Annotated in this window: 26 protein-coding genes; 6 read left to right on the forward strand and 20 right to left on the reverse strand. The window is 39.4% G+C overall.

The features are described 5' to 3' along the window. Positions 1-2 precede the first annotated feature (2 nt). The 3 genes from CDW55_RS02860 to serS all read left to right on the forward strand — a co-directional run bounded on the left by CDW55_RS02860 (position 3) and on the right by serS (position 3,120). Positions 3-1,250, forward strand: a complete 1,248-nt coding sequence (locus tag CDW55_RS02860) for an oligosaccharide flippase family protein (protein WP_179285900.1) — start codon at positions 3-5, stop codon at positions 1,248-1,250. Between the two features lie 15 nt (positions 1,251-1,265). Then, positions 1,266-1,763 carry a hypothetical protein gene (locus CDW55_RS02865; protein WP_088468208.1) on the forward strand — a complete coding sequence of 166 codons (498 nt, stop codon included), beginning with the start codon at positions 1,266-1,268 and terminating at the stop codon, positions 1,761-1,763. Positions 1,764-1,851: 88 nt separating this feature from the next. Continuing rightward, positions 1,852-3,120 (forward strand): serine--tRNA ligase, encoded by a 1,269-nt coding sequence (gene serS / locus CDW55_RS02870; protein WP_088468209.1) that lies wholly within the window; start codon positions 1,852-1,854, stop codon positions 3,118-3,120. A gap of 49 nt (positions 3,121-3,169) precedes the next feature. Here the strand turns inward: serS and CDW55_RS02875 are convergent, their stop codons facing one another. The 10 genes from CDW55_RS02875 to CDW55_RS02920 all read right to left on the reverse strand — a co-directional run bounded on the left by CDW55_RS02875 (position 3,170) and on the right by CDW55_RS02920 (position 13,641). Next, positions 3,170-3,961, reverse strand: a complete 792-nt coding sequence (locus CDW55_RS02875; RefSeq protein WP_088468210.1) for a hypothetical protein — start codon at positions 3,959-3,961, stop codon at positions 3,170-3,172. Positions 3,962-4,068: 107 nt separating this feature from the next. Continuing rightward, positions 4,069-4,698, reverse strand: coding sequence for a hypothetical protein (locus CDW55_RS02880; RefSeq protein ID WP_088468211.1), 630 nt, complete (start codon positions 4,696-4,698; stop codon positions 4,069-4,071). A 30-nt stretch (positions 4,699-4,728) separates the two neighbouring features. Continuing rightward, positions 4,729-5,472 carry a sulfite exporter TauE/SafE family protein gene (locus CDW55_RS02885; protein WP_088468212.1) on the reverse strand — a complete coding sequence of 248 codons (744 nt, stop codon included), beginning with the start codon at positions 5,470-5,472 and terminating at the stop codon, positions 4,729-4,731. Further along, complete coding sequence (locus CDW55_RS02890; RefSeq protein ID WP_088468213.1) at positions 5,463-5,918, reverse strand: FixH family protein; 456 nt, start codon at positions 5,916-5,918, stop codon at positions 5,463-5,465. The genes CDW55_RS02885 and CDW55_RS02890 overlap by 10 nt, the downstream gene beginning before the upstream one ends. A 2-nt stretch (positions 5,919-5,920) precedes the next feature. Beyond that, the gene (ccoG, locus tag CDW55_RS02895; RefSeq protein WP_088468214.1) at positions 5,921-7,369 is read right to left on the reverse strand and encodes a cytochrome c oxidase accessory protein CcoG; all 1,449 of its coding nucleotides are present in this window, start codon (positions 7,367-7,369) and stop codon (positions 5,921-5,923) included. Between the two features lie 100 nt (positions 7,370-7,469). Further along, positions 7,470-8,348, reverse strand: a complete 879-nt coding sequence (locus tag CDW55_RS02900) for a c-type cytochrome (RefSeq protein ID WP_088468215.1) — start codon at positions 8,346-8,348, stop codon at positions 7,470-7,472. A gap of 18 nt (positions 8,349-8,366) precedes the next feature. Beyond that, positions 8,367-8,558 carry a cbb3-type cytochrome oxidase subunit 3 gene (locus CDW55_RS02905; protein WP_088468216.1) on the reverse strand — a complete coding sequence of 64 codons (192 nt, stop codon included), beginning with the start codon at positions 8,556-8,558 and terminating at the stop codon, positions 8,367-8,369. 23 nt (positions 8,559-8,581) lie between these two features. Next, positions 8,582-10,861, reverse strand: coding sequence for a cytochrome-c oxidase, cbb3-type subunit I (gene ccoN, locus CDW55_RS02910; protein WP_088468217.1), 2,280 nt, complete (start codon positions 10,859-10,861; stop codon positions 8,582-8,584). 5 nt (positions 10,862-10,866) lie between these two features. After that, positions 10,867-11,082 carry a cbb3-type cytochrome oxidase assembly protein CcoS gene (gene ccoS / locus CDW55_RS02915; RefSeq protein ID WP_088468218.1) on the reverse strand — a complete coding sequence of 72 codons (216 nt, stop codon included), beginning with the start codon at positions 11,080-11,082 and terminating at the stop codon, positions 10,867-10,869. Between the two features lie 171 nt (positions 11,083-11,253). Then, positions 11,254-13,641, reverse strand: coding sequence for a heavy metal translocating P-type ATPase (locus CDW55_RS02920; protein WP_088468219.1), 2,388 nt, complete (start codon positions 13,639-13,641; stop codon positions 11,254-11,256). Positions 13,642-13,732: 91 nt separating this feature from the next. Between CDW55_RS02920 and CDW55_RS02925 the strand changes: the two genes are divergently transcribed. The 3 genes from CDW55_RS02925 (at position 13,733) to CDW55_RS02935 (ending at position 15,666) form a co-directional block, all read left to right on the forward strand. Continuing rightward, on the forward strand, positions 13,733-14,446 hold the full coding sequence (locus CDW55_RS02925; RefSeq protein WP_088468220.1) for a Crp/Fnr family transcriptional regulator: 714 nt from the start codon (positions 13,733-13,735) through the stop codon (positions 14,444-14,446). A 75-nt stretch (positions 14,447-14,521) separates the two neighbouring features. Next, the gene (gene panB / locus CDW55_RS02930) at positions 14,522-15,337 is read left to right on the forward strand and encodes a 3-methyl-2-oxobutanoate hydroxymethyltransferase (protein ID WP_088468221.1); all 816 of its coding nucleotides are present in this window, start codon (positions 14,522-14,524) and stop codon (positions 15,335-15,337) included. Continuing rightward, on the forward strand, positions 15,337-15,666 hold the full coding sequence (locus CDW55_RS02935; RefSeq protein ID WP_088468222.1) for a hypothetical protein: 330 nt from the start codon (positions 15,337-15,339) through the stop codon (positions 15,664-15,666). Before panB ends, CDW55_RS02935 begins: the two co-directional genes overlap by 1 nt. Here the strand turns inward: CDW55_RS02935 and CDW55_RS02940 are convergent, their stop codons facing one another. The 10 genes from CDW55_RS02940 to CDW55_RS02985 form a co-directional block, all read right to left on the reverse strand. Further along, on the reverse strand, positions 15,667-16,125 hold the full coding sequence (locus CDW55_RS02940; RefSeq protein ID WP_088468223.1) for a heme-binding domain-containing protein: 459 nt from the start codon (positions 16,123-16,125) through the stop codon (positions 15,667-15,669). It lies immediately after the preceding gene. Then, positions 16,112-17,812, reverse strand: a complete 1,701-nt coding sequence (locus CDW55_RS02945; RefSeq protein ID WP_088468224.1) for an Ig-like domain-containing domain — start codon at positions 17,810-17,812, stop codon at positions 16,112-16,114. Before CDW55_RS02945 ends, CDW55_RS02940 begins: the two co-directional genes overlap by 14 nt. 28 nt (positions 17,813-17,840) lie before the next feature. Then, positions 17,841-19,112 (reverse strand): serine hydrolase domain-containing protein, encoded by a 1,272-nt coding sequence (locus CDW55_RS02950; RefSeq protein WP_088468225.1) that lies wholly within the window; start codon positions 19,110-19,112, stop codon positions 17,841-17,843. Positions 19,113-19,199: 87 nt separating this feature from the next. Further along, entirely contained in the window at positions 19,200-20,129 is a 930-nt protein-coding gene (locus CDW55_RS02955) for a 2-hydroxyacid dehydrogenase (RefSeq protein WP_088468686.1), read from the reverse strand. A 3-nt stretch (positions 20,130-20,132) separates the two neighbouring features. Next, positions 20,133-20,648: an acyl-CoA thioesterase gene (locus CDW55_RS02960; RefSeq protein WP_088468226.1), complete on the reverse strand. Its 516-nt coding sequence runs from the start codon at positions 20,646-20,648 to the stop codon at positions 20,133-20,135. Continuing rightward, positions 20,615-21,406, reverse strand: a complete 792-nt coding sequence (locus CDW55_RS02965) for a hypothetical protein (RefSeq protein ID WP_088468227.1) — start codon at positions 21,404-21,406, stop codon at positions 20,615-20,617. The genes CDW55_RS02960 and CDW55_RS02965 overlap by 34 nt, the downstream gene beginning before the upstream one ends. A 91-nt stretch (positions 21,407-21,497) precedes the next feature. Then, positions 21,498-22,184, reverse strand: coding sequence for a T9SS type A sorting domain-containing protein (locus tag CDW55_RS02970; RefSeq protein ID WP_088468228.1), 687 nt, complete (start codon positions 22,182-22,184; stop codon positions 21,498-21,500). A gap of 102 nt (positions 22,185-22,286) precedes the next feature. Next, entirely contained in the window at positions 22,287-24,398 is a 2,112-nt protein-coding gene (locus tag CDW55_RS02975; RefSeq protein WP_088468229.1) for a TonB-dependent receptor, read from the reverse strand. A gap of 170 nt (positions 24,399-24,568) precedes the next feature. Continuing rightward, positions 24,569-25,312: a WG repeat-containing protein gene (locus CDW55_RS02980; RefSeq protein ID WP_088468230.1), complete on the reverse strand. Its 744-nt coding sequence runs from the start codon at positions 25,310-25,312 to the stop codon at positions 24,569-24,571. A gap of 38 nt (positions 25,313-25,350) precedes the next feature. Further along, complete coding sequence (locus CDW55_RS02985) at positions 25,351-25,614, reverse strand: DUF2752 domain-containing protein (protein ID WP_228399595.1); 264 nt, start codon at positions 25,612-25,614, stop codon at positions 25,351-25,353. Between the last annotated feature and the right edge of the window lie 214 nt (positions 25,615-25,828).

Raw genomic sequence — 25,828 nt, forward strand, 5'->3', positions numbered from 1 at the left:
TTGTGAAGAGCCTTCAGGAATTTTTGCAGCATTTCCTCAGTAACAAAGGACAACATGTCTTTCTGTCGCTTCTAGTTGCGAAAGTATGCGCGTTTTTAGGCTCACTTTTTATTATCAGGATTTTACCGGAAAGCGAGTTCGGTACCGTAAGTATTGTGGCCTCTGTTTTTGCTGTTTTTGCTCCGTTCAGCGGGTTTGGCAGCCAGCAAAGCCTCTTGCGTTTCGGCTCTTTGACTGATGAAACGGCTGACAAAAAATGGCTTTCAAGCTACCTTTTACTTAAAGGATTTGGACGCCAGGTGCTGTTAACGGCAGTTTTTTTTCTGGTGAGTCTGTTTTATGTAAACCGGTACGAGGACATTCTGTATATTTTTCTGTTTTTTTCGGTACGTTTAATCGGTTTTTATTTTTTCAACCACCTTCAGTCCGAGCTCAGAATATTCGGTAAAAACGCGGAGTTCGCGAGGCTGAACAATACTGTAAATATTTCAGGAGTAATTTTATTGCTGGCTTTGTCTTATTTCTGGGGACTTCAGGGATATCTCACCGCTTTAGCAGCAACACCGTTTTTAGCTTTTTTTTGGTTTAAGCGGGATCATCTCACAAACATCACCGAAACATTTAGTTTCAATAAAAAAGAAATATGGAATTATGGCCTGCATGCCTCCGGAACCGCTTTGCTTTCGGACACACTTTTCTCTGCTGATGTTTTATTACTGAGTTTTTTAATGAATGAAACTGCCGTAGCTGATTATAAAGTCGCCATCCTTATTCCCGCCAACATTACTTTCCTTGCGCTCACTTTCATGCAGAGTGATTTTCCTGTTTTGGCAAAAAACTATCAGAATAAAGCTTTTCTAAAGAATTATATCTTCAATTATTACAAAATATTCTTACCTGTTACAGCATTGATATTTGGAATCGGTTTCATTTTTAAAAGCGAAGTCATTCAACTCTTTTTCACTTCCAAATATGAGGAAAGTACGCTGCCTTTTATCATTCTATTAGCCGCATTTTGTGGGAATATGTTGTTAAGAAATCTGTACGGAAATCTGCTCTCAGCCGTGGGAAAAATGAAAGCCAACACTTTAATTTCGTTATTTACATTAGTCATGCTTCCGATCTTCGCTCTTTTTCTTGTTGGGCAATATGGCGTGACAGGAATGGCCGTAAGTTTAAGCTTAAGCATGCTTCTGAACGGATTTATGCTGATGATTTCGTTTTATATCTACCTCAAAAATTTAAAATAAATTATCTTTGTCTTAATGAAAAACCTGTTTTTCTTTTCCGTGATTGCTTTTTTTGCATTTCTTTCCTGTAGAAATGACGAAGATACCGTGCAGAAAATCGATCAGATAATCCAGCTCTACATCGATTCTGCGGATCAGGACATGCTGAATACCAATATTAAAGGCGGCTATACCAATGCAAGAATGAACGATGTGTACGGCCTTACCGATACAGCTCCGGTAAATTTCAGTCCAAAAAAAGACAACGATACGGCAAGCTATATCGAATATATCGCAGGTGCCCGAAGAATCGGAATCGACTCCTCCGGAAGTTTAAAAACATACGAATCGAAGATCGCATTATCCTTTACCAAAAGCATTACCGATTCCACCACAGCGACCATTAATGACACCATGACGGTGCAATATCGGTTAACTCCGGAAGTCTTCCAGGTTTCGAAAATTTGGTACAACAATGTTTTACAGTTCACAAAGGTTGCAGACGAACCTAATATTGTGAAGATTCGAAAGTAAATCACTACCCAAATCCTCTTTAAAAATTGTAAATTTGCGGGAACTTTGATTTTAGACCATCTAAAATCCCCATTTAAAATTAGATTTAATGTTACAGGTTAATTTTTTGCGCGAAAATAAAGAACGCGTTACGGCAGGTTTAAATAAAAGAAACTTCAAACAGATTGAGTTGGTTGACGAAGCCATTTCTACCGATGATGAAAGGAAAAAACTTCAGTTCGAACTCGATCAGAACCTGACTGAGATGAATAAAATCTCGAAAGAAATTGGGATTTTGATGAAAGAAGGTAAAAAAGAAGAAGCTGAAACTGCCAAATCAAAAACCGCTGAATACAAAGAAAACTCACAGATTCTTCAGCAGAAATTAAAGGATGCAGAAGCCAGACTTGCAGAAATTCTTTATCTAATTCCCAATATTCCTTACGAAAAGGTAGTTGCAGGAACTTCTGCAGACGATAACGAAATCGTTTACCAGTCGCACGATGTTGAAGGTTTGGGCGAAGGCGCAATTCCGCATTGGGAACTTGCAAAAAAATACAATCTTATTGATTTCGAACTTGGGGTGAAAATCGCCGGCGCAGGTTTTCCGGTGTATTTCGGGAAGGGTGCGAGACTTCAGAGAGCTCTGGTGCAGTATTTCCTTGATAAAAATACAGATGCCGGTTATGTGGAAGTAAATCCGCCACATGTGGTGAACGAGGCTTCTGGCTACGGAACCGGGCAGCTACCTGATAAAGAAGGACAGATGTATTTCGTGAACGAAGATAATTTATATCTCATCCCAACCGCAGAAGTACCGGTAACGAATCTATACCGTGATGTTTTGTTGGACGAAAAGGATTTACCGATAAAAAATACGGCATTTTCGCAGTGTTACCGACGTGAAGCCGGAAGTTATGGCGCGCACGTACGTGGCTTGAACCGACTTCACCAGTTCGAAAAAGTAGAAATTGTACGTCTGGAAAAACCTGAAAATTCATACGCTGCATTGGAAGAAATGGTGGAACATGTAAAATCGATTCTTGTTGATCTTGAACTTCCTTTCAGGATTTTAAGACTTTGCGGTGGTGATATGGGTTTCACTTCCGCGATGACTTATGACTTCGAAGTTTGGAGTGCAGCACAGGAAAAATGGCTTGAAGTTTCTTCGGTTTCCAATTTTGAAACCTTTCAGGCAAACCGCTTGAAATGCAGATTTAAAAACGGAGGGAAAACACAGTTGGTTCACACGTTAAACGGTTCTGCAATGGCTTTGCCGCGAATTATGGCCGCTCTTCTCGAGAACAATCAAACCGAAGACGGCATTAAAATTCCGTCGAAAATTGCTGCTTATACCCGATTTGATGTTATCGATTAGAAAAAATATAAATCACATAAAAAACCACCGGATTTCGGTGGTTTTTTTGTTATTCTGTGGTGATAATAATCTTTTTGTCTTTATTGGTAAGGACTTTTCCGTTGTCCAAAAGATCGTTTGTCCTTACGTTAATCTGTATCGTTTTGTTATCAATCTGTTTTACAAAATCATGCTTCCCTACGATGGATTTTATGGGTTTCTGAAACTTCATTGTGCTGTTCAGATTCATATTAAACATTTTCATCATTCCAACCATTCCTTTTGCCATCTGCTTACCATAAACTTCAAGGGAATCACTTTTCGTTTTAGGCTTGGTGTTCTCTGAATCCGGCGTGTTCTTAGCAATTTCATTCAGGAATTCAGTTGAATTGAATTTTTCGGTGTCGATGGTTAAAACCTTCCCATTCCAGCTTGCCACATTCTGTAAAGGCAGATTTTTAAGTTGTTTGCTTTGCGACAGAAGACTGGCGATTTCTCCCGGCAACAGTTTATCATATTTAAGTGAAAGTCCATACACCTGCCCCTGGTCTTTATTAATCTTCAGGAAAAGTTTTTGCAGGACTTTCGCGGAGTCTTTGTTCAGCGTAATTTTACCGTTTTTTTGGATATCGTACAAACTTTTCCATTCGGTGGAAAGAGCCCTTAATTCTTTGGAATTCTCGATTAGATCTTTGTTTTCGCCCATCATGCTCATCATTCCGAGCATGCTTTGATCCACTATAATATTAGATTCCATGCTCGTAGCAGAATCTTTATAATACGTAGTTTCTGTATTCACAGAACACGAATTTAAGACTGCAAAGGCAAATGCTGATACCCAAATTCTCATCTGATTAACCATAATTTTTTCTTTTTAAGTACTGCAATTCGATTCAAATTTTGTACCTAAGTTAAAAATACGTGAACGAGGGAGTTGGATGTTTTATCTATTTAAAACTCCCTTAAAAATTACTGAGTTTGAACTAAAAGATCTTGAAGATAAGAAATATCCAGTGCTAAACCTGCTACCAGACTGGCATCCGGTTCCTTCCTCCATTTTTTGCGTTTTGTATACAGATTCGCAGTTTTTCCTGTATAGCCTGAAATGGTAGGATTAAAAGGCAAGTTCGGCGTCTTGACATTACCCTTTATTTCATTTTCTTTGGAAAGCACCCATTCAAAACCGATGAAATATCCATTTTCCGGAACTTTAATATTGAGTTTTGATAAATCCGCAGTAATCAAAGTCTTACGGGTTGGAATGTAGACAAGATATTTTGCTTCATCAAGTAGTTTCCCAGGGAAACCATTGTCGTTTTCATAAATGCAAAGGTAAATTTCCGAAGGTTTCTTGCTGAAATTAATGCTTTTGAATCTGATCTGATGAAAAAATGTCTGACTTTTTTCAGTTATATTGCTTTCAACAAAAGTTGCGTACGCCCGCCTCTCGTTGCTTCCAATAACTCCAATCCCATCATCCGAAGTTTGTATTTTTTCATATTTAAATGAAACACTTTCATTGGATAATTTGTCACTTTTTTCCTGAGAAAACATCAAAGAATTTAATAGGATCAGAAAGAGAATTAATTTTGAATCCATAACCATCGTTTAGACTCAAATATAGCGAATTTAATGACAGGTCTCGTGGTTGCCCTGCTGATGTTCAGTAGAATTGTTGTGAATGATGTGTAATGCCTCTTCTTTTGGAGAAATATAAGGAATACCGAGTTCCAGACCGCGAAGAATGAAAAGCCCGCCTAAAACAAGCATCATTACCGGTACAAACTTTAAAATTTTAATTCTGAATGCTGTTGTCATCAGGTTTCCAAGCAAAACGACGAAAAACATAAAAGGCAAAGTTCCAAGTCCAAATAAAGCCATGAAAGTAGCCCCCTGCCAGATTCCGCCTGCCGCCAGACTTGCGGTAAGTGCCATATACACCATTCCGCACGGTAAAAAACCATTAAGAATTCCAGTGCTGAAGCGGGATCTGTAATCCGCTTTCTGCATAAACTTCCCTAAATTAATTTTCACTTTGAAAAGAAACTGGGATAAAAATGGAATTTTAGAAGCGAAATCTTTTCCACCGAAAGAAAATACGGCCATGATGATAAGCAGTATGCCCGCTCCAATTGTAAGGTATTTCTGGAATCCAGCCATTTCAAACCCCTGACCCAAAATTCCCAGCAAAGCGCCCAGTAACGAATAGGTCACAATGCGCCCGAACTGATAAGTAAGATTCTGAAGATAATAATTCGCCGCCTGCTTTTTAGTTAAACCCAATGACAGTGCTATAGGTCCACACATTCCGATGCAATGAAACCCTGACGCAAATCCCAACGCTAGTGCCGAAAAGATAAGTGCTATTTCCATTGGATGTCGTAATCGACCTGATAAGGTTTTTTATTGTTTTCCCACTTCACTTTCAAAGTATAGGAGCCCGGAAAAATTACTTTTGCGGGAATCTGGAACTGATTTTTACCATCAAGCGGGATGTCTTTTTTCACATCAAGATTCGAGTCATCGGTTCTGAAAAGTTCAAAGTGTATATTGGCATTTTCGGGCTTTACACTTTGAGGAAAAGTAATTGTAATTCCTTCTTTGTTTTGATGATAAACGGGCTTTTCGGTCAGCAGATCAGCATTGTTTTTTGCATTAATGATTTCCTGATAAGCCAGCTCATCTTCATAATAACTGTCTGAAATAAGTTCAGAATTTTGCATTCCGCTGGAGAATACAAAAATCAGAAAAAGTATAAAGGACATAAATAAGCCGAGTGCTACAGCAACACCGTGTCCCCAGCTGAAATTTTTGAACATAATTAAAATTGTAATTTAAATGGTCCTTCAAAATAAGTTTCGAAGGTGTCGAGCAGTTCGCCTTTTTGATCGTAAACTCCGATTTTCACATTCTGTTTAGAGAGTTTTACTTCTTTCTCAGGGAAACTTATATTCACCGTACCTTTGGTCATTTGATCTCTCTTCACAAGAATCTTGTCGGAAGCACTTACGGTAATTTCTCCATGCTGCGGTTCGATAACCTTAATCGTAACGACCTGATCCTGATTCGATTTGTTAAGGAAAGTATAATTATACGTGTTATTAATTTTTCCATCTCTCACGAAGAAGGATGAGCCGGCAGGTTTGATAAATTTAGCTTCCATGGCACCCCGGTTATTCAGGAGAAATCCTAAGAAACCTATCAAAAGAAGCAATATGGCGGTATATGCCTTCATTCTTCCGGTGAATTTGAATTTCGTTTCTTTTTCGATTTCGTCTTCTGTTGCGTATCTGATAAGGCCTTTCGGAAGTCCCACTTTTACCATCACTTCATCACAGGCATCGATACACGCCGTACAGTTTACACATTCGAGCTGTTGGCCGTCTCTGATATCGATTCCGGTGGGACACACTACAACACATTGGTTACAGTCGATACAGTCGCCTTTTCCAGCTGCTTTTCGGTCTTCACCTTTTCTCCATTTTGCGCGGTTCTCGCCTCTCTTAAAATCGTAGTAAACGTTAATGGTCTGCTTATCAATGAGTACGCCCTGTAATCTTCCGTATGGGCATACAAGCGTACAAACCTGCTCACGGAACCATGCGAAAGTAAAATAAAACGCAGCGGTAAAGATAATCATCACCAGAAAACTTGTAAAGTTGGTGAACGGGCCTTCCTGAATCATATCAAAAACTTCCTGATAACCTACGATGTACATAAACATCCAGTGGGTAATGATCAGGGAGATAATGATGAATATTGACCATTTTAAAGACCGTTTCCAGATTTTCTCGGTATTCCATTCCTGACGGTCGAGTTTCATCTGCTTGTTCCGGTCACCTTCAATAAGATAATCAATTTTACGGAAAATCATTTCAAGGAAAATGGTTTGGGGACAAATCCATCCACAGAAAATTCTTCCGAAAACAACAGTAAATAAAATAATGAAAACAATGGAAGTAATTGCACCTAACGCCAGAATGAAAAAATCCTGCAGATAAAATGGCTGACCTGCGATAAAGAACTGCCTGTCGATTACATTAATTAAAAGGAAAGGATTCCCGTTAATTTTAACAAATGGTAGTGCAAAAAAAACTGCGAGAAGAAACCAGGCTACAAGTGTGCGGTAATTGGTATATCTGCCACTGGGTTTTCTAGGGAATACCCACTTTCGCTTCCCAGCCTGATCCATGGTGCCAACAGAATCCCTGAAAGTTTCTGCTTCTACTACTTGTCCTTGTCCACCTTTGAAATTCTGATCATCCGACATTTTTTCTTAACTTTTTTTAAATCAAAAAACATAATCCGTTATCTGATTTTACAAAGATAACGAATTATGTTTTTTCAAATTATACAGTTTATGTTAAACTTTATTTCTCCCAGTTTGCTGGTGTTCCTTGTGGAGCAGCACCGCCTTTATCTGGAGTTATTGGGGTCTGTTCCTGGTTTATATGATAAATATATGCCGCTACATTCTGGATATCAAAACCTGTAAGAACGCCGTTTTTCCCAAATGCCTGCATGGTAGGGTTGTTCGGACTTCCGTTTTCAACCATGTGGAATACGTTTTTGAATAAAGTTTTTTCAGGCTGGTTGATCCAGGTATTATCTGTTAAGTTAGGTCCAATTCCACCTTTACCTCCGTCACCGTGACAAGAAACACAGTTGGTTTTAAATACCTCCTCACCTGCAGCAATATTGTCTGGTGAATAAACCGCGTCTTCAATGGTTGGTGGCGGGGTTTCTTCCATCCATTTAGCAATGCTCGCCGTTTGTGCCTTGTATTCCTCATCATACTCAATGCCTTGATCAGCAAAATCTGACACGAAATAAGATACCATATAAACCGCGCAGTATGCAACACCGAACCAGAATAAGCCAAGCCACCATTTCGGCAACTGGTTATCAAGCTCCATAATTCCGTCGAAACCGTGGTCTATAAGAATATCCTTTTCTTCTGTAGCCGATTGTTTTTTGAATGCACTGTTATAAAGACTTTTAAAGTAAGGAACTTTTTTAGACTCGAGATACAATTTCTTTTCTTCATCAGAGAGTGCTTTAAATTTAGCATTTTCTACCAAATCACCTATTGAATGCTGTATCATCGCAATAATGGAAGCAATAATTACAGTTCCCCAAAAATACGGCGACGCAAGGAAAGAAGTATTCTGAACAAACATATAGAGCACGATAAATAATAGGCACACTATAATGAGAATGGTTATGTAAACCGGCGTTCTTTGTTTCATTGTAGTTAATTTAAAAAATTATAAGTTTTTATCTTCAATATCATCATCTAAAGGTGCATTTGCTTCTTCATCATAGTGTTTTTTCGGACGGGAAAAAACATAATATACAATCCCCAGAAAAAAGAAAAGAAAGAGCAACATTGCCAATGTCTGGTAAAAACCCACATTTTCGCCGTTGGAAAGAATATCTTTTACATTTTGCGGTATCATGGATGCACTTTATTTATTAGTGATTAATTTGAACTTGCAGTTTTGATTTCGGTAGTTTTAATATCTGTACCTAATCTCTGCAGGTAAGCGATTAAAGCAACGATTTCTTTCTTTTCCAGCGGAGTAAAGTTAGCGCCTTCTGCTGCTTTTCTTTGCTCGTAGGCCAGTTTTACGTCTGCTGCTTCAGAATAAATCTGCTTCACAATGAATGCCGCCTGGTTATCTGCCCACTGGTCTGCCGAATCAATCTGTGCCTGGGTATAAGGAACATCAAAAGTATTCTTCATCAGTTTTACCTTATCTACCATTTTACTTCTGTCGAGGTCATTAGCAATTAACCATGGATAACGGGGCATAATAGATCCTGCGGAAGTAACCCGTGGATTCAGCATGTGTTTGTAATGCCATGAACTTGGGTTTTTACCACCCTGACGGTGCAAATCCGGACCGGTTCTCTTAGAACCCCAAAGGAACGGTCTGTCATAAACAAATTCACCTGCTTTAGAGTACTGTCCGTTTTTCCCGTTGAATCTTACCACCTCATCTCTGAAGGGTCTGATCATTTGGGAGTGACAAGAATTACAGCCTTCTCTGATGTATAAATCCCTACCTTCCAATTCAAGTGGTGAATAAGGTTTCACTGCCGCAATGGTAGGAACGTTATCTTTAATTGCAAGCGTAGGTACAATTTCTACAAATCCCCCAATGGCTACAGCAACAAAAGAAAGTATTGTTAGTAACACAGGTGTTCTTTCTAACCAAAGGTGAAGACCTTCTCCTTCTTTTCTTTGCTTGGTAACATTAGCAAGTGCTGGTGCTTCAGCAGGAACTTCTTTCTGGAATGATCCCTGTCTTACCGTAGCAACGACATTCACCACCATTAAAATAGCTCCGGCGATATAAAGCAAACCACCAACAAATCTCATTTGATAGTAAGGAATAATGGCAGTTACAGTATCCAACCAGTTTTTATACACTAATGTTCCGTCTGGATTGAACTGTTTCCACATTAACCCTTGAGTAAATCCTGAGATATATAAAGGAACCGCGTAGAAAATAATTCCTAAAGTTCCTAACCAGAAATGCCAGTTAGCTAATTTTACAGACCATAGTTTTGTCCTCCAAAGGATTGGTAAGAGGAAGTAAACCATACCGAATGTCATAAATCCGTTCCAGCCAAGTGCGCCTACGTGAACGTGACCAATAACCCAGTCTGTATAGTGACCGATTTTATTTAAAGTTTTAGTTGCTAAAAGCGGTCCTTCGAAAGTTGCCATACCATAACAAGTTACTGCAACGACAAAGAATTTAAGAACAGGATCTTCACGGACTTTATCCCAGGCACCTCTTAAAGTAAGAAGCCCGTTCAGCATACCTCCCCAAGACGGTGCGATAAGCATAATAGAGAAACCTGTAGCCAAAGCTTGCGCCCATCCCGGTACAGCAGTGTATTGTAAGTGGTGTGGCCCCGCCCAGATATAAACAAATATAAGTGACCAGAAGTGAATGATTGATAATTTATAGGAAAATACTGGTCTGTTTGCTGCTTTAGGCAAGAAGTAATACATCAAACCAAGAACCGGTGTTGTAAGTACAAACGCTACCGCATTATGCCCGTACCACCACTGAACCAATGCATCTTTCACCCCTGCGTATGCAGAATAAGATTTCCAGCCGGTAAAGGAAAGTGGAACTTCTAAGTTATTGAAAATGTGAAGCATCGCAATCGCAACCCATGTTCCCAAATAGAACCAAATTGCAACGTACAGGTGACGCACTCTTCTTCTTGCAATGGTACCGAACATGTTGATACCGAAGATCACCCAAATAATGGTAATCAAAATATCAATCGGCCATTCGTGTTCTGCATATTCTTTGGAAGTATTGATTCCCATTAAGAAGGTAATAACAACAGCAACAATCATCAGCTGCCATCCCCAGAAGTGAATCCAGGAAAGGGTATCACTGAACATTCTTGTTTTAAGCAAGCGCTGCATAGAGTAATAGGCACCCGCGAAGAAACCATTACATACGAATGCAAAAATTACTGCGCTGGTGTGCAGCATCCTGATCCGCCCAAAACCAAATGCCCCCTGGGAATTGATTAATCCCTGCAGATCACCGCTTCGTAAACTTACGATGGTTGGGTCGTCTGTCCCAAGAAAATACTCAGGAAGTTCCGGATAGAATAGCATCCATGCGGCGGTAAGTCCTAATAAAAAACCGACAAGCCCGAAGACTACGGTTGCATAAAGAAACGCACGCACAATACTGTTGTCATAACTAAACTTTTGTGTTTCCATATTAACTAATCACTTTTTGCTTCTGTTATTTTTTTTAATTCTGGTTTATTTTCTTCTTCAGATCCCGGCTCGTCTTTGATAATTTCTGAGTCGAGAAGTATCCGGACCGCGGGAGATTCATCATCCTCGAACTGTCCTTTTTTTACGTTTACAATAAAAACGATTAAAAAGACCACAGCCAGCGACACGCTGCAAAGAATCATTAAATATAATATATCCATGTGCGGTGCAAATTTAGGGATAAACCGGTTCAAATTTACTTAAAAAATATGATATTCCTCAACAAACGTTAAAGTTTGTTAATTTAAAATCTCTCTAAATAATCAAATTTCTCGGTTTAAGTTTTTGATTCTGAATTACGTAGAGAAATTCGCACGGTTAAACCTTCTTTTTTATTTGATTTTAAAATATTTCGTACTTCGCCACCAAGTGGAAATTGACGTAAACGCCACCACACTTATCGAACTAATCGGCATTAAGATCGCCGCAAACAATGGCGACATGTGTCCCGTAACCGCAAAACTCAAACCGATAATATTGTAGAAAAAACTGATCGCAAAAGTAATCTTTACAATCACCATCGCGTCTTTGGAAAAACTAAGATAATCATTCAGTTTCTCCAGTTTTTCGCCGGACATAATCACATCGGAGGAGGGGGTGAAAGAATTGGTATCATCTGCAACCGCAATTCCCACGTTACTTTGCTTCAGTGCGCCTGCATCATTAAGCCCATCACCCAACATGGCCACTTTTTCGCCGCGGTCCTGCAGTTTCTTAATGTAATTTAGTTTATCTTCAGGATTTTGGTTAAATGCCATTCCATCAAAATCAGGAATAATTTTCTTGAGCTGCGTTTCCTCAGATGCATTGTCGCCGCTCAACACATGAACACGGTAACCTGCAAGATTTTTAAATAAAGTACTTAGATTTTTCCGGTATTCATTCTTGAAGACAAACTTCCCAATAAAGACATTGTTTTTACTGATATAAACCGCGGTTTCCAGATTTTTAGCTTCTTCACCAATCAGTTTTGCAGAACCTATCTTATAAAGTGTCCCGCGGACTTCTGCTTCGTAGCCCTTTCCGGGAGTTTCCGCAAATTTTTCAACAGGAAAATATTCGTCCTCAACTTTCAGAAAATCATATAGCGCTTTTGATAATGGATGGTTTGAATTTTTGACGAGCGACTTTATATTTTTCAGATCAAAATCTTCAATCTCATTGCCTTCAAAATGAATATTTGCTTCCTTATTGTGAGTGATTGTACCGGTTTTATCGAACACCAAAGTGCTGATTTTCGAAATTTTTTCGATGGTTAAAGTGTCTTTTACATAGAATTTATTCCTTCCCAAAATCCGCATCACGTGCCCAAAAGTAAACGGTGCCGAAAGGGCCAGCGCGCACGGGCAGGCAATAATAAGAATCGCAGCAACGACCTGAAACATTTTTTCAAAATCAATTCTTCCCCAATAAATTCCGGCAATCAGGGTAATTCCCAAAATTATAAAAGTGAAATATTTGGAAATATGGTTGGTTAATGTATCTAAACCTGTTTCGTGCTTTCTGAACGCTTCCTTATTCCATAACTGAGTTAAGTAACTCTGGTTCACAGTCTTAATCACTTCAAGTTCCAGCGCTGATCCCACCTGTTTCCCGCCGGCAAAAATCTTGTCACCAGGTTTTTTAGGTACCGAAGCACTTTCACCTGTAATAAAACTATTGTCGATATTGCCTTCACCGTTAATCAAAATAGCATCCACCGGGATAATCTCCTGATTACGGACCATAATCCGGTACCCCACTTTCAGATCCGAAAGCAAAATATTTTCCTGTTTCCCGTTGAAATCAACTTTGGTAACGGCAATCGGATAAAAAGATTTGTAATCTCTGTCGTAGGAAAGCGCGCTGTAAGTTCTTTTCTGAAAAAGTTTCCCTAAAAGCATGAAAAAAAGCAGTCCGCAAAGCGTATCGAAATATCCTGGGCCGTAATCCGTCAACACCTCATAAATACTTCTGCCATAAAGCATGATAATTCCAAGAACAATCGGGACATCAATATTTACAATCTTGTTCTTCAGCCCAAACCATGCGGATTTAAAATAATCTGAAGCGGAATAAAAAACCACCGGGGTAGCCAGCAAGAACATGATAAACCGGAAAAGATGCTTGTACTTCGCCATCCAGAAATCGGTTGTTCCCATTACGTGTTCAGCATATTCCGGATAGCTGAAAAACATGCCGTTCCCGAAAGCAAAACCTGCAACTGCAAGTTTAATCACCAGGGATTTGTCTAAAGATTCTTCTTTTTTCTCTGCAGTTTCAAGGTTCACCACAGGTTTGTAACCTAAACTTGTAAGGAATTTCGCCAGTTCGCTTAGTTTCAGTTCATTATGATTGAAGGAAATCTGTACCGTTTTGCGGGTAAAATTGACCTGAGAATAATTGATATTGGGATTTAGCGACTGCAGGCTTTCTAAAAGCCAGATACATGATGAACAGTGAATAACAGGAATCTTAAAATTCACAAGACTGGTATTTCCCTCAGAAAAATCGGTTACTTTCTCGAAGATTTCCGGCGTGTCGAGATAATCGAACTGGGACGTATTGTCGTCATTTGGCCGGATTCCGGATTTTTTATTGAGTTCATAAAAATCGCTAAGATTATTCAGATTCAGGATTTCGTAAACGGATTTGCATCCATTGCAGCAAAAGATCTTTTCATCGAATGAAATTCGCTCTTTCTCTATGTTTTGTCCGCAATGAAAACAGTTTTCAGGCATTTTATATAAAAAATTTCATGCAAAATTATAATAAATAAATTTGTGGCTGGCTTATAAATACCCTATTTTTGCTGATAAATGTCATAAAAAAATGTCGTTAGAAAAACAAACCCTAATTGAGGAAAACCTCTTGAAAGTGTTCAGCGATGAGTCCTTCCAGGAAATGCTTTCACCCGAAGATTATAAAAAATATCTTTCTGTAAAACAGAATCTTAAATTTCATAAAGGTGAAACCATCTTCGAGGATGGTGGGACTCCCAACGGAGTTTATTTCCTTAAAAAAGGAACAGCAAAACTTTCTAAACAGGGCGTTTACGGCAAAGAGCAAATTCTGCGTTTCATCAAAGAAGGCGATTTAATCGGTTACCGTTCATTGCTTTGCGGTGAGCAGTTTCAGGCAAAAGCTGAAGCAATGACTGATGTGGAAGCCACGTTTCTGCCTTCCGATATTTTTCTTCACCTTTTGGAAGTAGGTCCGAAGCTTTCTTTTGTAATGTTACAGAAAATCGCTTTCGAACTGGGCGAATCTTCAAATACCGTCACTTTTTTAGCACAAAAAACCGTGCGCGAAAGACTTGCAGAAATTTTGCTTCTGCTGGAACAAAAATTAGGAACCGATCCTGAAGGTTTCATTAAAATCTCCTTAACCCGCGAAGAAATTGCCAATATTATCGGAACGGCAACCGAAAGTGCAATCCGCTTAATTTCTGAATTCAAACAGGATGAACTCATCGAAGTTGAAGGCAGAACCATTAAGATTTTAAATCACGAAAAACTCATAAAACTGGGTCACGTTACGCTGTAAATAATTATTGAAGATCGCAGGTGAATGAATATTCTTTCACCTGTGATTCTCAGTAACCAAAAACAACCATCGATCATGTCTGTACATTCTGAAATTAAAAAAATCACCACCGAGACTTTGCGAAAAATGAAATTCGACAAAGAAAAAATCACCATGCTTACCGCATATGATTTCACAACTGCTAAAATGGTGGATGCAGGCGGTGTAGACTCTATCCTGATCGGCGATTCTGCAGCCAACGTAATGGCAGGTTTCGAAACTACGCTTCCGATTACGCTGGATCAGATGATTTACCATACCCAGTGTGTGGTGCGCGGTGTTGAAAGAGCTTTGGTTGTGGCAGATTTACCTTTCGGAACTTACCAGAGCAACCCGGAAAAAGCACTGGAATCAGCCGTAAGAATGATGAAGGAAGGCGGTGCACATTCCATTAAAATTGAAGGAGGAGCAGAGATTGAAGAGTCTATCAGAAAAATTGTGAACGCTGGAATTCCGGTAATGGGACATTTGGGATTAACGCCTCAATCAATTTACAAATTCGGAACGTATAAAGTGCGCGCGAAAGAGGATGCAGAAGCTGAAAAACTGATGAGTGACGCGAAACTTCTGGAAGAACTGGGCTGTTTCGCGCTGGTTCTCGAAAAAATTCCTGCAGATTTGGCGAAGAAGGTTTCAGAAAGTATTTCCATTCCTACCATTGGAATCGGTGCCGGACCTGACTGCGACGGACAGGTTCTTGTTTACCACGATATGGTGGGCATGAATCAGGGCTTTTCACCAAAATTTTTAAGAAGATATTTAGACTTATATACCGAAATCACCGGAGCAGTTTCTCACTATGTAAAAGATGTGAAATCCGCAGATTTCCCTAACAAATCAGAAAGTTATTAATGAATACCAATACACAGACCATCCAGGGAATTTTATCAATTGCAGCACTTTTGTGCTTAATTGTAGGATTTTTTAACCTTTTTTCTCCGGAAATCAATGATTTCCTTTACCACAGAGTTTTCTACGTTTTAATCGGAGCAAGTTTCTTTTTCCAGGCTCCTACTTTAACGAATAAAAACTTTCTTTATCCGATGTATGCCGCAGCTGCGCTTTGTATTATCGGTGCTTTTTTACCGCCGGATTCCAAGTTTACTTCCATTAAGACCATTGGTCTTTTTGCAGGCGTTATTCTTTCCATCTTCAACAGACCGAGACCTGTAAGAAGATAATCAGTAGCGCTCTGATTTCAGAATATCTTCGAAATAATTTATAAGTAAAGTTCTTTCTGCCGTGGTAAGATTGGCTTCAGGATGTTGCGCAATGTAGCCTGGCGAAGGCATGGTATAGTCCTTTATTGAACGTACCGAATTCTGCAGCATGCTTTTCTTCAGATCACGGTTAAAATTCCCCCATTCCGAGAAATTAAGATGTTCTCTCCCTTCACTGACATGGTTTTTTATCGACCACGAAATCGGGGCTACATAAGCATAATCCGGATACACCGTTTCGTTGGAGTGGCAATCGTAACAGGCATTTTTCAGAATACTTTTTACATTCGGCGGCGTATTGAAAACCGCAACGAAATTTACTTTCTGATCCACCGGTTTGTTCGTTCTATCTACCGGAATAAACTGAATTAAAGCGATCACAATAAGCGACCAGTAAACAATATTTTTAAAAGTTTTCATCTGACGGTTTAGGCTGTTCCACAGGAATTGTCGGTTTTATTTCACTGGCTGGATCTGCAGATATTGTTGTTTCAGCAACCGGCTGAAGGTTCCATTTTTCACGGATCTCCCAAAGCGGCCTTATTTCCACATTTTTTTCGAAGATATAGACGTCTTCAGCAAATTCTCCGGCAAGGAAATCGGCAGAATCCCAGATTCCGTTCTCATTATTATCAACCAGAATTCTTATCTGATATTTGCCCGGTTTCACCGATCTGAAGGTTAGATTGGATTCTTTTCCGTATTTTGAATAGGAAACATTTCCGTTTTCGCTCAACAACTGCAGCCAGAATATTTGCTCAGGTGCATTTTCTAATGTTAAGACCAATGTTCCGTAATTTTCGGTTTTATCAGATTCAAAATCAAATCGGTAAGACTTCTGAATGGTTTCATAGAAAGACGAAACTGTTTCTTTCGGGACGGTTAAAGAATACTTTTTACCTTCTTTAAACTGCGACTGAATACGGACTTCAAATGGATTTTTTTCAGAAATCTGCGCCGTGAAATCCTGCTGAATACTGTCGGAAACCAAAGTCCATTTTTCCGGCTGAATCCTGTCGATAAAATAATTTGAAGTGATCACAAAATCCTGGTTTGGAGGCAAAATATTACCCTTTGAATTGGAAAGTGCCATTTCGTTCTTCGTATTCAGACGGTAAAAAACCGATACAGTATCCTGCTTCACGCCATCATCATAACTGAATTTCAGGTTTTCACTGGTTGCGATTCCTACATTTTGTTTTTTAGCATCAAACCAAACAGTTACAGAATCCGATTTTGGCGTATGCGTCACTTTATAATCCTGCAGTTTTTCATTCAAGGAAAGAACCTTTACATTCTGGGGATTCCCTTCAAACGTCATTAAAATTCCTCCCGGCATTTCCTTCATTTCTACATATTTCTGGGCTTTTCGGGAAGGATATAAATTGAGTTTAAGTCCTGATATATTTTTATCTAAAACAATTTTGTCTTTCAGGAAACCTACTTTTTCTTTTCCAGGGTCGTAAACTGAATTCGAATTACTGTCTTCAAAAGCCAGAATCCTGTATGTTCCGGGTGAAAGATAATTCAGTTCAAAATAACCGTCTGGATCAGCTTTGGCGATATAATAAGGTTTCTGGCGGTAATCCATGGAATCTTTATCCTGATAAAGCCCTACCACCAAATTCGGTTCGGATGATTTCTGATCTTTATCGCTGATCAGACTTTTCAGGTCTCCGCTGATGTAGAGATCATCGATTTTATCACCGGTAGAAAACGCGAAATTATAATACTGAAGCGCATTTCCCTCGTTATTGTCTACAATCGCATTCCCGAAATTGAAATTATAAGTAGTGTTGGCCTGCAAAGTGTCTTCCCATTTAATCAGCAGGTATTTATTGGCCATTCCTGAGGGAAGAATTTTGGTCATTTTGCGGAGCGGCGGCGAAATAATCAGGTGCTTATTGATTTCTTTCAGCGTAATATATTCATCAAAATCGATGCGCAGCTCCTTGATATCTCTCGGAACATTCACCCGCGACGAATCGATATTCGTACCCACCACTTTGGGCGGAATTGAATCTTTGGCGCCGCCTACAGGCGAACCCACCCTTGCACAGGAAAGTAAAATGAGACTAAGCAGGAAAAGAAAACACAGTTTCTTCATGAAAAAGTTTTACGCAAAATTACTAAAATTATTCGCTGTAGGAATCGTTACCATTCAGAGAATCTGCTGCGGAACTATTTTTTATCGTATCGTTCTGGTTTAATGTCTTCACTAATTTCTCGGTTTCGTACGGGAAATCTTCAAATAAACCTGAAAGCGCCAACGAGGTATAAACCCTGCTCGAATATTTATTGCCTATTGCGATAATGGTGACATTCGATTTCAATAAATGGCCGAAAACCGAGTTGGTACCATGCCACCAGCCGTTGTGGTACGTGAGTTTTTCATTTTCATTAAAGACCTTCATCCTGAAACCAAGACCGTAATTGTTAATTCCCGGCCGTTCGTTGCTGTAAGGCTCGAAAACCATTTTGTACAGATCTTCACGCAGAAAGTTTTTGGCAAACATGGCTTTTGAAAAATTAAGAAGATCCCTCGGTGTAGTGTAAACATTTTTGTCACCATAAATCAGATCCAGCCTGTCATATGGATAAACGCGTGGGCCGCGCTGGTAAAAAGATTTTGCTGCGCTTTCCATATCTTTTTCCTGAAGAATATAGGTATGTTTCATCTTCAGAGGGCGAAAGACAATCTGCTGCATCGCTTCCGGAAAAGGGATTTTGGTAGCATGCTCTACCAACAGGGCCAGTAACGCATAATTCGTATTGCAGTACATAAATCCGGTGTTGGTTTCCCGCGCCAGATCGGGTTTATAACGGATCAACAGATTGAGGATATCCTGATTGGAAATATATTCTTTGGAAAGTTCGGCAGGTTCAGGCTCTATTTTCTCAATAAAATATTCGTATTTCGGCAAACCGCTCCGTTGGGAAAGCAGTGTGAACACAGTAACCTTAGGATAAGGAAATTTGGGAAAATACTGGGTTAAGGGAGCATGCAGCTCCAGTTTTCCGGCTTCAATCAGTTTCATGACAGCCATTGCCGTAATCGATTTTGAAATGGAAGCTACGTGCAGCGCAACCGTATCGTTCACCGGGCCCTGTTTATTGTCCTGGGTAAAACCTCGGTAACCCTCATAAAGAATTTCATCGCCTATCGCTACTAAAAAACCGCCCCAGAGATCACCTTTTTCCCAGACATTTTTGTAGTAACTGTCGATGACAGAAACAATAGAATCTCTGTTCTTAAGTTTGTTTTCTTTAAAAACTTCGTCGAGTTCTACATTTCCGAAATTCGGTAAAGTTGTTTTGGTTTCTTCGCTGTCTGTATTTTCCTTTTTGCACGAAAACAAGACCAGACTAAAAATGGCAAGAAAAAAAATAATTCGGAATAATTTCATTGAAGAGTTTTTAACCTGAAAAATGCCCGCAAGATAAGGGATTTCGCATCAGTTTTATAAGACTCAAATCATAAAAATTTGTTAATCCTAAGCAAACCCGGCCAGGATTTTGTCTACAATAACCTGCGCAAGTTTTTCTTTACTCTGTACAGTCCATCCCGCAATATGAGGCGTTACAATCACTTTTTCGGACTGCAGCAGAAATGCGGAATCAGTATTTTCTATTTCCAGATTTTCAAATGAAGCCTTTTCATATTCCAAAACATCGAGGCAGGCACCTTTTACTTTTCCGGAACGTACTGCTTCAACTAAATCACTCGTTTTCACATTTTTTCCTCTAGCAGTATTGATGAAATAAAAATCTTTTTTCATCCCGGAAATAAACTGCGCATCAATTAAATGATAGGTTTCGTCGGTAATCGGGATGTGAAGACTTAAAATATCAGCTTCATTCTTTAAAGTTTCCAGTGAAACCTGCGTTGCGAATTCATCGGAAAGATTGGGCAGGATATCATGAAAAATCACTTTAACGCCGAAGCCTGAAAGTCTTCTGGCAACGGCTTTTCCCATGTTTCCGTAGCCGATGATTCCGAAAGTTTTTCCCAGAAGTTCGTCCCCGCGGTTTTCTTCACGCTTCCAGATTCCGTTTTTTACTTCAGCTGAAGCGATGAAGAGTCTGTGCATCAGAATAAGCAACATTCCCACCACGTGCTCCGCTACAGAATCGCGGTTTCCCTCCGGAGAACTGATGAGTTTTATTCCCCGTTCTTCCGCAAAACGCACATCGATATTTTCCATCCCGGCGCCTACTCTTGCAATAAACTTCAGGTTTTTGGCGTGCTCGAGAAAATTTTGATCAACAGGAATTCTGCTTCGTATAATAATGCCTTCATAATCTGCAATCTTTTCCAGCACTTCATCATAAGTGGACGTGGTGTCTTCATCCAGCATAAAACCTTTTGCAGAAAGCTGTTCTGTAATTAAACGATGGTTGGTATCGAGCTGAAGGATTTTCATCATTTACACCGAGAACAGTTTTTTCAGTTCGGTGGAATCTGCCGCCTTCATTCTTCCGGAAAGAATAAGCGAAAGTTCTTTTCTTCGTAAAGCGGCATCAAATCTGAGTTTTTCCATATCAGTTTCGGGCTCCATTTTGGGGATCGGAATCGGACGGTTAAATTCATCTACCGCAACAAACGTATAAATTCCTTCGTTGGTATGAATTTTTTTCTGATTGATCGGATCATCGAGCCACACATCCACATAAATTTCCATTGAGGTTGAAAATGCGCGCGAAACTTTGGATTCCAGCACTACAATTCCGCCTTCCGGAATCGGATGATTGAATGACACGTGATTTACAGAAGCCGTTACCACACGCCTTTCACAATGACGCGCTGCAGATATTGATGCGCAACGGTCCATTTTTGCGAGCAGTTCGCCACCGAAAAGATTTCTAAGAGAATTGGTTTCGTTGGGCAAAACGATATTCGTCATCACCGTTAATGATTCTGACGCTTTTTTGATTTTTTCCATTTTGATTTTGAGTATTTTTGGGAACTCCATTTTTTTCCCGGAACGGGTGCAATGGCTTTAGATTTTAAAGAATCTGTTTTTGCAGAATCCATCACCGGATTCATCAGCGTGGCAGAATCCTGTTTAACTGAATCTTTTTTAATGGAAGCCTTTACAATTTTAGTTGCAGGTGCAGGTTCCAGACCGTTTCCGAAAGATTTTTTTCCTAAAATAATTTCCGGCTGGGTAATTCCAAAATAAGCCAGTCCTGAAACCCCTAAAAGCAACGGAACGAGCCAGTAAAGCGTTTTACTGAAACGGTAAGAAGTCTGATGATCCTCAGGTTTACTTAACGCTACGGAATTTTTTATTTCAGAAAGGTGAATTTCTTCCAAACCGTAAAAATCAGGCGAAAGGTTTTCGGTCCGGTTTCCGGTAAAGTGAATCTGGCTGTCGTCTAGAATAAAAGTCCCAATATTTTCGAGTACAAACTTCCCTTCTTTCTCCAGAATCGAATACCAGAAATTGGTTTGCTTTTTCACCTCAATTTCAGCATCGATCACCGGAATATTTTTTTGCTGCGCGACAAAACGTACAAACGAATCATCTGCCGCTGAATTCCCAATCTGAAAGGCGACTTCTTTTCCGGGAGGCAAAATACTTTTCCCGCCTTCATCCACCAAAGCATTGGTGTTTTTCAGATAAAAAGTCCCAAAACCCGGCACCAAAACCTGGCCCTGTTGCTTCAGAAATTCGAGAATGAGAAAAGAGAAATTCATATGGCCGCAAATTTATGTTTTTTGTACCATTTAATCAAAAATAAAAAAGACCGCTCCTAAAAAGCGATCTCTGAATCAGTTGATAAATCAATTATTCGGCAAATTTCACTACTTCGCTTTCAGAACCGTTTGTGATTTTCACCAAATACAATCCGTTTCGTGACACATTCAGTTCAATTGGAGTTCCGTTGGCCACTGCTTTGAATGATCTTACAAGTTTCCCCGACATTTCGTAAACAGAAATTTCAAGATTACCTTTACTGGACGGATAAAGTTTACCTGCGATAACACTGGATTTTTTACCCGTCACAGGATTAGAAACCGCCAAAGTAGCATCTGTAGTTGTACTGGTAAACCCATAAGTGGTTGCTGCAAGGTCTCCAGACTGTTTCGTTGCGCCATTCTGCTGGTCTTTAAAAACAAAACCTAAATTATTAACCATAGTTCCGGAAGGGAAAGTTTTGTTTCCATTGGTAAAAACTTTGGTGTTCAGGTTAATTGTCCCTACATAGGCACCGGCACTGCTGTCCCAATTCATCGAGACTGTAGAATTGGTCCACGCATCATCATACACAGTTCCCGTACTGTTGTCTGCGGCATTACTCCACACATGAACCCAAAAAGTTGGAACTTCGAAACCCGGCTCATAAATCGAATAGTCGTTGGTAGCACCGTAAGTCAGTTTTACAACACCCTGGGAAACAGTCTGCACTGTTAGTTGCGCAGAAAATGCAGCCGCAGCGCATACTGCTAAAAATAAAGAGGAAAGTTTTTTCATATTTCTTGTTTTTAAAATTGTAGAATCTAAATTACGCAATTTTAGAAAAACAAGAACATTTTTCTCATTTATTTATAATACAACTGTCAGTTTAACATTAGGCTATTGAAACTTCAGGCTTACACCAAACATAAAATTAACACCTGCCTGAGAAAAATAAACCGGTCCGTCGTACACATAGCCGTTGTTTACGTATTTTTTATTGAAGATATTGTTGAGCAAAAATTTAAAATCAACATCGGTTTTCTTTAGATTTAAAGTATATTTTGCATTGAAATCGCTAAGGAAATAATCGTCGAGTTTCAGGCTTTCATTGTTGGTGTTATCTAAAAACTGACTTCCAACATATTGGTTCTGAATTCCTAAGCTGAATTTTTCAGTCGGATTAAACTGAAGTAACACGTTCGCAATTACCTCCGGAGAAAATGAGATTGGCGTATTTCCAAGCATTTCAATGCCGGAAGAAGTCTCGTTTTTAAAATCCTTGTTTTGGTTTTTGCTCAACGTTAAATTTCCTGAGGCGTTCAACTTTTCCGAAAGTTTTGCAATCGCGCCAAGTTCAATTCCCATTCGATAACTTTGGCCAGAATTTACGCGGATGAATTCTCCCACATTGTTAATCTGTCCGTTCAGTACCAACTGATTTACATAATTCATGTAATAAAGGTTTCCTGTGAACGAAACATTTCCCAGCGTCTTTTCAATTCCGGCTTCGAAATCATAAAGTTTTTCTGCTTCGGTTTCAGGATTGGCGAAAAGATCATCCCGGTTCGGCTCGCGGTGCGCAACGGCCGCGGAAAGGAAAATTTTTCCTGCCGGGATTTTATAATTGATTCCTGCTTTTGGGTTAAAGAAGGTCCATTTCTTATCGAGATTCACTCCTTCATCATCTCCTTGTTGTACAATTTTGGTGTCGTAACTGATGTTTCTCAGCTGTAGATCTCCGAAAAACTCAAATCTGTTTTTAGAAACAATAAACTTGGCAAAACCTGCGATTTCGTTTTTCAGCGAGTTGTTTCTGTAATATTCGTGTTCAAAAATCTGTGGGCGGAACACATCAGAAACATTCCCAAAATGCCTGCCGTAATATTGGTTTCCAACGATTCCGAAATTCAGATCCAAATTTTCAAACTTTCCGTAAAGCGTAGAAACGGCTCCGTAAAAATCGTTATCGAGCCATTTTTTACGGATGAAATCGCTGCGTTTGATTTCAGCACCGTTTTCTAAAATATTGGGAAGGTTGTATTTTGAAAATTTCGCATCCTGTTTGTAATTTTCGTAATACCCCTTGCCAATGGTATAATGGAAAGTAGTTTCCAGATTCCAGCGGTCACTAAGGTTCTGCTCCCACAACAGCTGATAATGATTTTGGCGGTAATTGTCGGTTTCGTTATCGTAAAATCCTACGATATTTTCCCAGTTTTGATCATAGATCGCTCCGGAATAATTGAATTTAGGATTGGTTTCCCAGGTTGTTTTATCAACGCCGTTCCAGGCCTGATAGGTTTTTTCCTTTCCACCAAAAGCCATGAGCCGGATTTTCGTTCTGTTTTCTTCAAAAAGCCCGGTAAAGTTGTAAGAATTAAGATCAGAAAAAGCCCTGTCGATATACCCATCCGAATGAATATTGGTGTAACGCCCCATCAGAGAAAGTCTGTCATTCCAGAATTCACCGGAACCTACTTCTGCAGAATATTTATAGGTATTGAAAGAGCCGTAACTGTTATCCGATTTCACATAAAATTTTTCATCCGGATTTTTAGAAATCACGTTGACGCTTGCTCCGAACGCCGAAACTCCGTTGGTGGAAGTTCCCACGCCTCGTTGGATCACAATTTGCGATGCAGAACTTGTTAAGTCCGGAACATTCACAAAAAAGGTTCCCTGAGATTCGGAATCGTTATAAGGCACGCCGTTCAGCATAACATTAATTCCATTGCCGCCGACCCCACGAATTCTGAAACCGGTGTATCCAACGCCGTTTCCGGCATCCGAAGTGGAAATAACCGAAGTTTGGTTTTTCAGCAAGATCGGTAGATCCTGACCGAGATTTTTAATCCCCAAATCCTTTTCAACGTTGATAATTTCTTTGGAAACAGGTAATCTTTTTGTGAAATTCACACTTTCGATTTCGTGAATTTTCAAAGTGTCTTGCGTCGATTGTGCAAGATAAAACGGGCCTGCGAACAGCCCTAAAATAACAAATCCTTTCATTCTTTTAATTTTTAAGATTAATTGAATAAAAGGGGTCGAAAAAAATTATACAATAAATAGGTCCGCAGACCGCTCCCTAAACAGCATTACCTGTTCCAGGTTCATTGGGTATAATCTCAGCTTTTTACAGCACCCCTTTAATTTCAGCGGCGAAAGTACAAAATTTTTAATTAATAACGAATATTATTGGAATCTACGTAATAATAATTTTTCCCGTCTTTGGTCACTTCAAAAAGCCGCGCAAGCTTCCAGCTGAAATTTCTTTTGATGTCGCTGTATTCGAAAGGGATCACCACTTTATTATTGATGTCGATTACCCCAAATTTATTTTTGTGCGACGCAATAATCATTGGATTTTTGAGATCATCACCTTCCAGAATATGCAGATAATCGTATTGAGGATAGATTGTAAACTGTCGGTAATCCCCGGGATTTTCAAATTTAGAATCTTCGATAATTCCATAGGCGTGATTCATAACGTAGGCATGAAAAAGCTGTGCTTTAAATTCAGGCGTACATTGTCCGAGATCAGTTTTTTTGAACTGATAGACACGGATTCCGGCCTGATTGATACGGAAATCCTGACCGTTTAAACGAACAGAGGCATATTTGGAAGAGCCGAATTTCTTCACCTTTGGATTGGGAGAATTCAGCAGATTGCAGTCTTCTGTAAAAAATCCGACATTGCTGTACTCAGGTTTAATAATGGTTTTGCCTTTTTGATTAACAAATCCGAATTTCCCGTTGATCTTATGTGGAATCAGGGCAGGAATCGAATCATTGATTTTAACGAGATCGGTATTGACCTTTGCAGAAACTGTTTTTGTAACCGTTTTCTTTTTAGCGACATTGTGTTTCTGACCAGATAAGATCAGGGCGAAGCTGATTAAAATCAAACTTAAAACGTTCTTCATGACTTTCTTTTTGCAAACTTAGGTCCAAAAATAACGTTTTAAATGTTTCTGAAAATAAAGAACAAAACCAATATGGCCATAATAACATACAATGCGTTTTGCCCATACAGGAATTTTCTCGTTTTTGGATAGCGGGTTTTTAAACTTTCAGTACTAAAAGCAATGCCTAAAGTGATATAGGGAATGGAGGCGACCAATAAAGGATTGTATGCGAAAGCTTCTTTGAAATTGAGATGAAGAAGTTCATGAATGGCGCGTTGAGAGCCACAGCCGGGGCAGCTGTATCCGGAAAGGTATTTCACCGGACACTGCGGAAAAAAACCACTGTTCGCCGGGCTGTAGGAAAAGTAAATAATTCCCAGTATAAGAATGCCGGAACCTGCTAGCAGTAAATTAAATTGTTTTTTGATGGTGATTATACGTTTTTGAATGAAATAGGTGACTGCTAAATTTATTTGCCGCAGGCGAACTTTTGTTTAACTATCTTTCATAAAACAACCCGGGGCAGAGACTAAA

This window comes from Chryseobacterium sp. VAUSW3, from assembly GCF_002205795.1.
GTDB lineage: Bacteria > Bacteroidota > Bacteroidia > Flavobacteriales > Weeksellaceae > Kaistella > Kaistella yananensis.

Coding starts and splice junctions, on each gene's coding strand:
- CDW55_RS02955 (WP_088468686.1), bottom strand. CDS start 20,129: ATGAAAATCCTTCAGCTCGATACCAACCATCGTTTAATTACAGAACAG.
- CDW55_RS02975 (WP_088468229.1), bottom strand. CDS start 24,398: ATGAAAGGATTTGTTATTTTAGGGCTGTTCGCAGGCCCGTTTTATCTT.
- ccoG (WP_088468214.1), bottom strand. CDS start 7,369: ATGTCGGATGATCAGAATTTCAAAGGTGGACAAGGACAAGTAGTAGAA.
- CDW55_RS02925 (WP_088468220.1), top strand. CDS start 13,733: ATGTCGTTAGAAAAACAAACCCTAATTGAGGAAAACCTCTTGAAAGTG.
- CDW55_RS02945 (WP_088468224.1), bottom strand. CDS start 17,812: ATGAAGAAACTGTGTTTTCTTTTCCTGCTTAGTCTCATTTTACTTTCC.
- CDW55_RS02890 (WP_088468213.1), bottom strand. CDS start 5,918: ATGTTCAAAAATTTCAGCTGGGGACACGGTGTTGCTGTAGCACTCGGC.
- CDW55_RS02900 (WP_088468215.1), bottom strand. CDS start 8,348: ATGAAACAAAGAACGCCGGTTTACATAACCATTCTCATTATAGTGTGC.
- CDW55_RS02880 (WP_088468211.1), bottom strand. CDS start 4,698: ATGGATTCAAAATTAATTCTCTTTCTGATCCTATTAAATTCTTTGATG.
- CDW55_RS02865 (WP_088468208.1), top strand. CDS start 1,266: ATGAAAAACCTGTTTTTCTTTTCCGTGATTGCTTTTTTTGCATTTCTT.
- CDW55_RS02970 (WP_088468228.1), bottom strand. CDS start 22,184: ATGAAAAAACTTTCCTCTTTATTTTTAGCAGTATGCGCTGCGGCTGCA.
- panB (WP_088468221.1), top strand. CDS start 14,522: ATGTCTGTACATTCTGAAATTAAAAAAATCACCACCGAGACTTTGCGA.
- CDW55_RS02905 (WP_088468216.1), bottom strand. CDS start 8,558: ATGATACCGCAAAATGTAAAAGATATTCTTTCCAACGGCGAAAATGTG.
- CDW55_RS02935 (WP_088468222.1), top strand. CDS start 15,337: ATGAATACCAATACACAGACCATCCAGGGAATTTTATCAATTGCAGCA.
- ccoS (WP_088468218.1), bottom strand. CDS start 11,082: ATGGATATATTATATTTAATGATTCTTTGCAGCGTGTCGCTGGCTGTG.
- CDW55_RS02940 (WP_088468223.1), bottom strand. CDS start 16,125: ATGAAAACTTTTAAAAATATTGTTTACTGGTCGCTTATTGTGATCGCT.
- ccoN (WP_088468217.1), bottom strand. CDS start 10,861: ATGGAAACACAAAAGTTTAGTTATGACAACAGTATTGTGCGTGCGTTT.
- CDW55_RS02875 (WP_088468210.1), bottom strand. CDS start 3,961: ATGGTTAATCAGATGAGAATTTGGGTATCAGCATTTGCCTTTGCAGTC.
- CDW55_RS02980 (WP_088468230.1), bottom strand. CDS start 25,312: ATGAAGAACGTTTTAAGTTTGATTTTAATCAGCTTCGCCCTGATCTTA.
- serS (WP_088468209.1), top strand. CDS start 1,852: ATGTTACAGGTTAATTTTTTGCGCGAAAATAAAGAACGCGTTACGGCA.
- CDW55_RS02950 (WP_088468225.1), bottom strand. CDS start 19,112: ATGAAATTATTCCGAATTATTTTTTTTCTTGCCATTTTTAGTCTGGTC.
- CDW55_RS02960 (WP_088468226.1), bottom strand. CDS start 20,648: ATGGAAAAAATCAAAAAAGCGTCAGAATCATTAACGGTGATGACGAAT.
- CDW55_RS02965 (WP_088468227.1), bottom strand. CDS start 21,406: ATGAATTTCTCTTTTCTCATTCTCGAATTTCTGAAGCAACAGGGCCAG.
- CDW55_RS02920 (WP_088468219.1), bottom strand. CDS start 13,641: ATGCCTGAAAACTGTTTTCATTGCGGACAAAACATAGAGAAAGAGCGA.
- CDW55_RS02885 (WP_088468212.1), bottom strand. CDS start 5,472: ATGGAAATAGCACTTATCTTTTCGGCACTAGCGTTGGGATTTGCGTCA.